We start from the raw sequence: 3,748 nt of genomic DNA, 5'->3' as shown, positions 1-3,748 counted from the left end.
GACACTCTTTATCCGCCCCCGGTCTTCACATTTAGATTATTCAGATTAGGCGACAACTATTCTGACACCGGGGGATTACAACAAGCATGATGCGGATAACCTAGCCACCAGAATTCAAAAGGCTTGGTGCGGTGCATTAAAACTTAATTACCCAATGTTTGCCAAGCTCGTTCATTTTCCATTTGATGGAAGTTTTGTATTCGATACGGTATCTGCGACCATTCACTCAGACCGATATCGTAAATTTTTATTGAGATTGGTTTATTTGTGTAAGCTTTACACTAAAGACATCGGTGATGGATATCGTAACTTTGGTTGCAGTCAGGCGTAGAGGTGATTGGCGGTACGACAATCGAATGAATGTTTTTAAGCAAGAAATGATAGTTAAATAAACATGTATCGCTCTCAAAATAATCTAGGTGGCCTGTACTGAGCCCATGAACGTTCGCTTTGGATAATGAGTGAGCGCTCATTCGGATGCCTTGTGATTAGTGCAAATTAAGTGTCTGCATCTCAAATTAATTTTATTATTATTTGCTGAGTCCTAGGTTGTCATCTATCGAATGGGATGTTTCAACGGGATGCAGAGAATGTACTAATAATGCTCATCAAAGGCTCCATGAGTGTATCCAAGCACCGCAAGCTAGCTCGGGTAGGATCATTTATGCAAGCTCAATAAGCGCATTGTAGTCGCTTTAATGTCTATTATGAATGCACATAAATGAGCCAATCCAAGCGAGGGGCGTTTCTCTGCTTGTTATTTTATTCGATGCAGTGCACATTACAGGTGAATTAATCCATCGCTACCCATCCTCAGCAACTGACAGCGGTTGCATTGGTGACGTATCATGGCGTAGCATTCCTTCTTGTCGCTGTTGCTCGTGTTATCCTTATGCAGTTTTGGGGTCAATCCTACTTGGATTCAAAAAACGACAACTTCTGTCCTGCGACCCACTCGGCATGGGGTGCCCTTATTGAGATTGCTTAATCATGAATGAATTTTTGAAGGTATTGCTGAATATCCGTAGCCTGCGTGCTGCATTGCGTGAACTCTCCTTTGAGCAGCTGGAAGAAGTAAACGAGAAGTTCTCCTCGATTTATAACGAGCGGGCTGCCGAAATCGAAAAGACCCGTGCAGCTGATGCAGAGCGTTTGGCCAAGCTGGCAGAATTCCAAGCTATGTTGGCTGATGCTGGCATTGACCCAGCTGAACTAGTACAGGGCGTTACAGCTGGGAAAGCTCAACGGGAAGGTGCCAAACGTGCTCCGCGTCCGCCGAAGTATCGTTATATGGATAATGGAGAAGAGCATACCTGGACCGGCCAGGGACGCACTCCTAAAGCGTTGGCCGCCATGCTGGAGCAAGGCAGGCAGTTGGAAGAATTCCTGATTTGATGTCAAAAGGACTGGTTAGCCAGTCCTTTTTCTATCCTGATTACCCATGATTAGCAGTCACCACGAGCTATACTGATCTTACGTACAGTTACTGAGGTACGAGATCATGGCCAAAAGCAAAGTCCAATTCCAGAAAGGCTACAGCCTGTTTGATTTTTATGTTTGTTGAATTGAGGCATGCAGTCGTGGCAAGCCCGCCGATGCCATATCGGCTCTTGAAGCTGGCTGAGGGTCATGGGTAATCAGAAATTTCATTAACAAAGTGCGATCCCGCCCTGGGATGCGCTAGGGGAAGCCGTTTGCATCTGTTTAGGAAAAACCGGGCCCCGCTATCCGCGGGGCCCGGTTTTGATTTAGGCCATCAGCTTTTGCATGGCGCGGTTGAGGTCGACCGCGGTTTGATGCAACTGGTCGCTGGCACCCTGGGTGCGGTGGGCGTTCTCTTCGTTCTCGGTGGCGATGGTTTTGATATCCACCAGGTTGCGGGCGATATCTTCCACCACCAGCGTCTGCTCCTCGGCGGCGGTGGCGATCTGCTGGTTCATGCCGTGGATCTGGCTGATGGAGCTCGTGATGCTCTGCAACTTGCGACCCGCGACCGTCACCTGTTCGATACTCTGCTGGCTGAGTTGCTGGCTACTACCAATCGCCTGTACCGCTTCCTGGGTGCCACGCTGTACCTTGGCGATGATCTGGTTGATCTCCGCCGTAGAGTCCGCCGTGCGCTTGGCCAGGGTACGAACCTCGTCCGCGACCACGGCGAAGCCGCGACCCTGCTCACCGGCCCGCGCCGCTTCAATCGCCGCATTCAAGGCCAGCAGGTTGGTCTGCTCGGCAATGGAACGGATCACCTCCAGCACGGTACTGATGCGGCGGCTATCTTCATCCAGTTGTTTTATAACGCCAGCCGTGTTGTCAATTTCTTTACCCATCTGGGCAATGCCGCCTATGGTGTCCTGCATCACTTGCTCGCCTTCGTGAGCCGTATGGTCCGCCTGATCCGTCGCCTGGGCGGCCGATGCGGCATTCTCCGCGACATTCTGCGCCGTCGCCGACATCTCGTGCATCGCGGTAGCCACCATATCGGTGCGGGAGAATTGATCCTGGGTGCCCTTGGCCATCAACCCGGAGATTTCCTTGAGTTCATGGCTGGCACTATCCAGCTGCTCGCCACTCAACTTGAGCTGGGAAAAGGTCGTCCCCAAGAAATCGCGCAGGGTATTGGCGGCCTTGGCCAGGGCACCCAGTTCATCCTGCCGTTGCAGCGCAAAGGGTCGATCAAACTTGCCATGGCTCAACTGGATAATGAAGTCGGTGAGCGCCTTGATCGGCACCAGCAGTTGGCGATTCACCAACCAGAGACTGAGCACCCCCACCAGTAATGACGCCACAATCAGGAATACCACGCCGAGAATGGCTTGGCTGTGGGTCTCCTCACTAATGGCTTGGGCCTGACGATTGCCTTCTTCATGCAGATGCTTGACCAGAGCCTCCATCTGCTCGCTGGTTGCCCGATCGATACCCTTCACCGCCTGATCCCCCACAGTCGGGTCGCCCTGAGCGGCAACAAACTTCTCTTTGCCCTGACGATAGGCCAGCCCGAGTTTCTGATGTTCATCACTCAGGCTCCGCACCTGGGCAACCAACTCCTGATCCTGCCACTGCCCGGCCAACTGGCTCAGTTGCGCCAGCGTCTGGTTGACCGCACGCTCCTGCTCTTCAAACCGGGTCCAATACTTGGTCAGAGCCTCCGGATCCTTGCCGCGCAGCAGGACATTTTTCCACTCCTGAACCTGGCTCTTGAACTCCAGATTGGCCCGCTCAACCAGCGTCGACTCTTGCAGCGTGCTGTTAACCAGGGATTGATAATCTTCGACCCCGTGCTCCAGCAGACGGAAACATAACAACGAGATGATGACGAGGAGAAGAATACTTCCGCCCAACAACGCCAGTAACTGTGCTCTCAACGAACCTTGTATGGTCATACTTGCCCCTTCATGACCTGAATCTGTACCTATATAGCGACCCATGGAGCCTGACACCGTAATGGTGTCGTCACCGGGGGCGGCGTAGCATACACCGTAAGCGCCGTTAAATCGACCTACTTGCCTTCGTTGTATTGCACCACTTTTTTTGAAATCGGCTCCAGCGCCACATTCCACGGTAGCAGCGCTTCCAGCTTTTCCAGGCTGTCCGCTTCGCCGATCCGCGCAGCACATAATTGATATACGCTGACGGCTCCAGTTGATTGGCTTTGGCGGTCTCCAGCAACGAGTAATATGACACCGCCTGGATGCTCAAGCACAAGCTGCTGCAAGCCATGAAAGAGTCCGATGACAAGCAGCCCATCAGC

At 52.2% G+C, this 3,748-nt stretch carries 3 protein-coding genes and 1 pseudogene; 2 read left to right on the top strand and 2 right to left on the bottom strand.

Annotation, left to right across the window (positions count from 1 at the left end; all coding sequences use genetic code 11):
* Window positions 1-58: 58 nt before the first annotated feature.
* Together PG887_RS22765 and PG887_RS21905 are read left to right on the top strand one after the other, a co-directional pair.
* Window positions 59-331: a YagK/YfjJ domain-containing protein gene (locus PG887_RS22765; protein ID WP_442866345.1), complete on the top strand. Its 273-nt coding sequence runs from the start codon at window positions 59-61 to the stop codon at window positions 329-331.
* 659 nt (window positions 332-990) lie between these two features.
* On the top strand, window positions 991-1,395 hold the full coding sequence (locus tag PG887_RS21905; RefSeq protein WP_167824835.1) for an H-NS family histone-like protein: 405 nt from the start codon (window positions 991-993) through the stop codon (window positions 1,393-1,395).
* A gap of 353 nt (window positions 1,396-1,748) precedes the next feature.
* Here PG887_RS21905 and PG887_RS21900 read toward each other — a convergent pair whose 3' ends face one another.
* Together PG887_RS21900 and PG887_RS21895 are read right to left on the bottom strand one after the other, a co-directional pair.
* Complete coding sequence (locus PG887_RS21900; protein WP_005301975.1) at window positions 1,749-3,380, bottom strand: methyl-accepting chemotaxis protein; 1,632 nt, start codon at window positions 3,378-3,380, stop codon at window positions 1,749-1,751.
* A gap of 116 nt (window positions 3,381-3,496) precedes the next feature.
* Window positions 3,497-3,672 (bottom strand): annotated as a pseudogene (locus PG887_RS21895) (transposase domain-containing protein); the annotation flags it as partial.
* Window positions 3,673-3,748 lie beyond the last annotated feature (76 nt).

The sequence above is a fragment of the Aeromonas sp. QDB14 genome, from assembly GCF_027707845.1.
Lineage (GTDB): Bacteria > Pseudomonadota > Gammaproteobacteria > Enterobacterales > Aeromonadaceae > Aeromonas > Aeromonas caviae.
Note: the sequence above shows the minus strand (reverse complement) of the source record. Positions and strands in the feature narration are given on the sequence as shown.